This is a genomic window from Actinocrinis sp., from assembly GCF_035653575.1.
Classification (GTDB): Bacteria; Actinomycetota; Actinomycetes; order Streptomycetales; family Catenulisporaceae; genus Actinocrinis.
The window spans coordinates 1-4,301 of the sequence record NZ_DASRBQ010000113.1 but is presented as its reverse complement, the minus strand read 5'-3'; the positions used below and the strand labels follow the sequence as shown (position 1 = coordinate 4,301).

Sequence of the window (4,301 nt, the reverse complement as noted above, 5' to 3'; positions counted from 1 at the left end):
TTGCAGCCGGATCGACCCTGTTGGCCGTCGCGGTTCTCGTCGGGCTCGAGTTGCCGATCAACCTGAGTCCGCCGTCCCACGTCGGTGCGCCTCCGCGGGCGCCGCACGCGGCCCCGCCGTCGCCGACGATCGGCCACGCGGCTCGCCACCGCGCCGCAGGAGCGTCGCGCGGGCCGACGACGTTCTACGTCTCTCCGGACGGTCGCGACTCGAACCCGGGAACAAGCCCCGCTCGGCCATGGCGGACGGTCGCCCGGGTGGACCGGGCGGAGCTGATCCCGGGCGACGTGGTGCTGTTCCAGGGCGGTAAGTCGTTCTCCGACAGGACGCTCATGCCCGGCCAGGGATCCAAGGTCTCCGGCGCGTTCGGCCGACCGATCGTGTTCGGCTCCTATGGCAGCGGCCGCGCCCACCTGGAGCGCGGGATCTGGCTCGGCGCCAAGGCGAAGTATCCGAGCGGCCCGAGCCATCTCGTATTCGAGGATCTTGCCCTCGGCCCCGAGCAAGGCTTCCAGGGCACCGGCGATTACATAAAGCTCGTCGGGCTCCGCATCTCTCACCTGCTGGGGCCCAGGGGGCAGGAGACCGGCATCGCCACCGAGGGATCGCATTGGGTGATCGAGGACAACACGATCTCCGACACCGGCGACTCGGGGATGCTGCTGGGCTTCGACGCCGGGCGAGCCGGCGATCCGGCCGGAGGATCGGACTATCTGGTCTCACACAACAACGTGACCCATACGGGCCTTGACCCGAGGCTGACCTACGCGCGGCACGCGATCTACCTCAAGGTGGCGGACGCGAGGATCTCGGACAACCGCCTGACCTACTTCCACGACGATGGGATCTCGATGCGCTACCGCGACGCGATGGTCAGCCACAACTACATCGCCCACGGCGCGATCGGGATCGCCTGGTATCAGTACGACGATCGGCCCGGCACGACCCGGCTGATCGGCAACACGATCGCGTTCACCGACACCGCGGCGATCTTCGTGTGCGGGGTGGCCGAATCGTGCGCCCGCCCGATCGAGAGCTTCGTCGTCAAGCACAACCTGATGGGGCGCAGCCGGGGAGAGGCGCTGAATCTGCAGCCGACCGGCGGCACGTACGAGATCCAGGCCAACTCGGGCCTGTAGGGGCCGTCGGGCGGGGTGCGCAGCGAAGCGCGGCCCTTTAGAACGTTGCGGAGCGTGATTGACAAATCGTTGTCGATCACGCTGCTGCGTTCGTGGCGATCCCGATCCCGAGGTGGTTGAAGAGGGTTTTCATGTCGCGACGAAGGGTTTCGTAGTCGCGATCGATGGCGGTCCAGTGCTTCGGTGGGCGACCCTGTCGTGGTGTTTGGATGCTGGCGATGAGGGGGGCGATGACCCTGTCGCGGAGGGTGAGCAACGCGGCGATCGTGCGCGCAGCGAGTTCGGGGACGTGGTAGCGGCGGGTGCGGCCGGGTTTGATCACGAGCTGTTTGCCGCGCAGTTTTCGGAGGTCGTAGGCACCTTGGCGGATGCTGTAGTCCTCCGGAGTCTGCCCGGTCATCGCCCGCACCTGGGCGGTGAACTGGGCGACGGTGAAGCCTGCCGGGGCAATAGCGAGCGCGAGCACGGCGGCAAGCGCTGAACGAACCCGCGGGACGTTCATATCGATTCCGCCGACCCGGGTGCCGGCGAGCTTGGAGGGTGCGGGCAGTTGGTCGAGGATGCCGTCGGGCAGGAAGCCGATATCGACGCAGTCGAGCTTGCTGGTGAAGCGGTCGACCATCTCGCGCAGCCGGGAGGCGATCTGCGCGAACTTGTCGAGTGTTCGGCCGCAGCCGAGCTGCTTGGTGTGATGCGCGATCGCCTCGAAGCGCAGGACGCGTTCGCCTTTGGTGTACGCCTTCAGCGTCAAGTGTCCGAAGTGGACCTTGAAGATCGTGAGGTTCCACTGAGGTTTCTCGATCACGACTGCTTGTCGAGGTGAGAACTCCCCGCCAGGACGGAGCGGACGCTGTTTGCTGCCGAACAGGACGCGGACGGTCGGCACGTCCAGCCGGGAGCGGGTGCGGTCCACGACCGTGTTGAACAATCGATCCATCCTGGCGCCGGAGTTGAACAGCAGGTTTCGGCTGTACTCGACCTGATAGATCGAGTAGGCGTAGCGAAAGCCGCTCTGGTCTTGCTCATCGATGTTGAGCCCGTAGCACAGGCAGGCGGTGTAGATCCACCGGTCGATCACCTGGCTCAGTCGCCCTATTCCCCCGGGTTGGGAGAAGGTGTCTGCGATCTGTGCCAGCCGCTCGGTGTCGCCGGTCTGGGTGAAGCAGTTGCCCTCCTTTCGGTAGCCGATCTCCGCTGAGCGCGCGGCGCACGCGACGTACTCGTGACCGTTGAGGATCACCTGCGCGCCGAACGGCGGGTGGCCGCTGATCTTGATCGTGACGTGCCCCCACGTCGGGTCGAGGATATGAAACGAGTAGTGGTTGACGAACTGTCGGGTCTTCTCGAGGTTGCGGATCACGCCCGCCGGGGACCGGTCGACCTTCCACACCGTCGCCGGCGACCGCGAGACGAGGATCAGGAACACGCCGGTGCGGCCGGCCGGGTGCTCGGCCAGGTATTCCTCGGCGATCTGATGCTTGCGCTCGCCGGCCTTGCAGTCGATCACCGGGATCCCGTGCGCCTGCGCGGACGCGCGGACGCGGCGGGCGAACCGGCCCGCGAGTCGCATCAGATGCGCGTTATCCAGTTGCTGATCGCCGTCTGCGTGCCAGCGCCGCCACCAGGTCCGGAAGCCGCCGGGCGAATGCCCGAGAGAGAAGTACGCGTTCAGGACGATCCGGTCCACGCAGTCATAGCTGCCCGTCAGCAGATCGCCGCACCGCTCGCTGAACAGGTCGGTCATCCGCCGACTCTAGGCTCACCTCGCGCTGGAGATCAACCGGACGCCAGGCCCACCCAGCCCACGGGATCACCCGCGCCTGCCGGCCGGGCTGCCCCGAAGGGGCCACCGGTTCCGGGCGAAGTCCCGGACACCGGAGTAGGTGCTCGCGGAGAGCGGGGATCCCCCGCCAGCAGACTTCCACATTGGGGTGGCGGCTCAGGAGGAGCAGTCGTTGGCGGATTTTGCGTCGATTGCTGCGGACACGTTGCTCGAGCGCGAGCGCGAGGTCTCGACGTTGGACGGGTTGATCGCGGCCGCCGCCAGGGGCGAAGCGCCGGTGGTATCGATTGAGGGCCCGCCGGGCATCGGGAAGAGCCGGCTGATCGCGCACGCCCGCCTGCGGGCCGCCGAAGCGGGCTTCACGGTGCTGTCCGCACGGGGCTCTGAGTTCGAGCGCGACTTCGGCTTCGGCGCGGTGCTGCAGTTGTTCGAGCGATTGGTGACCGATGATCCGGCGCCGCTGCGGCGAGGGTCGGCGGCATCGGCGCAGCCGATCTTCACGGGCTCGGCCGGCGGTGACGGCGCGGAGAGCCGCGGCAACCCGTCGTTCGCGGCGCTGCACGGGTTGTACTGGTTGACGGTGCATCTCGCCGATGAGCGGCCGCTGCTGCTCGCGGTCACGACCTGCAGTGGTGCGACCCACCGTCGCTGCGGTTCATGGTCTACCTACGAAGCCGCCTGGAGAGCCTGCCGGTGCTCATGGTCGTGGGCCTACGTCCGGACGATCCTGGGGCGCAGGCGCCGCTGATCGACGCCATCGCCGGCGACCCGTCGACGGTGTCGATCCGCCCGCGCCCGCTCAGCGACACCGGCGTCGCGGCGCTGGTGCGCCAGCGCCTCGGCGAAGACGCGGATGCGGGATTCTGCGTTGCGTGCCACCGAGCCACCGGTGGCAATCCCCTGTTGACGACCGAGCTGCTGAAGGCGCTGGCCGCCGAGAGCGTCCGTCCGGAGGAACGACAGGTGGCGATGATCGAGAAGCTGGGTCCGAGATCGATGTCGCGCACGGTGCTGCTGCGCCTGACTCGCCTGCCGCCGCATGCAACGTCGGTCGCCGAGGCCCTGGCCGTTCTCGGGGATGAGGCCGAGCTGTCGGTGATCGCGGCGCTTGCCGGACTGGAGGAAGATCGCGCCGTCGACGCGCTCACGGCGCTCGCGCGCGCGGAGCTGGTGCGCGCGCAGGCGCCCTGGGGATTCGTGCATCCGGTGGTCGCGGCAACGATCTACAACGACGTGCTGCTGACCGAGCGCCAGGCGCGCCACCGCCTCGCCGCCGAGCTGCTACATGCCGCGGGCGCTCCGGTGCAGCGGGTCGCTGGACAGCTCCTGCTGGCGCCGGCCCGCGATGAGCGGTGGGCGGTGCAGGCGCTCACCAGCGC

At 68.2% G+C, this 4,301-nt stretch carries 2 protein-coding genes and 2 pseudogenes; 3 read left to right on the top strand and 1 reads right to left on the bottom strand.

The features are described 5' to 3' along the window. Positions 1 to 1,139, top strand: a pseudogene (locus VFA06_RS16080) (right-handed parallel beta-helix repeat-containing protein); the annotation flags it as partial. Between the two features lie 76 nt (positions 1,140 to 1,215). On the opposite strand, the gene VFA06_RS16075 reads toward VFA06_RS16080, so the two are convergent. Next, on the bottom strand, positions 1,216 to 2,883 hold the full coding sequence (locus VFA06_RS16075; RefSeq protein ID WP_324841384.1) for a hypothetical protein: 1,668 nt from the start codon (positions 2,881 to 2,883) through the stop codon (positions 1,216 to 1,218). A gap of 211 nt (positions 2,884 to 3,094) precedes the next feature. Between VFA06_RS16075 and VFA06_RS16070 the strand changes: the two genes are divergently transcribed. Both VFA06_RS16070 and VFA06_RS16065 read left to right on the top strand, forming a co-directional pair. Next, complete coding sequence (locus VFA06_RS16070; protein WP_324841383.1) at positions 3,095 to 3,670, top strand: ATP-binding protein; 576 nt, start codon at positions 3,095 to 3,097, stop codon at positions 3,668 to 3,670. Next, positions 3,616 to 4,301 (top strand): annotated as a pseudogene (locus tag VFA06_RS16065) (transcriptional regulator); the annotation flags it as partial. The gene VFA06_RS16070 and the pseudogene VFA06_RS16065, both read left to right, overlap by 55 nt.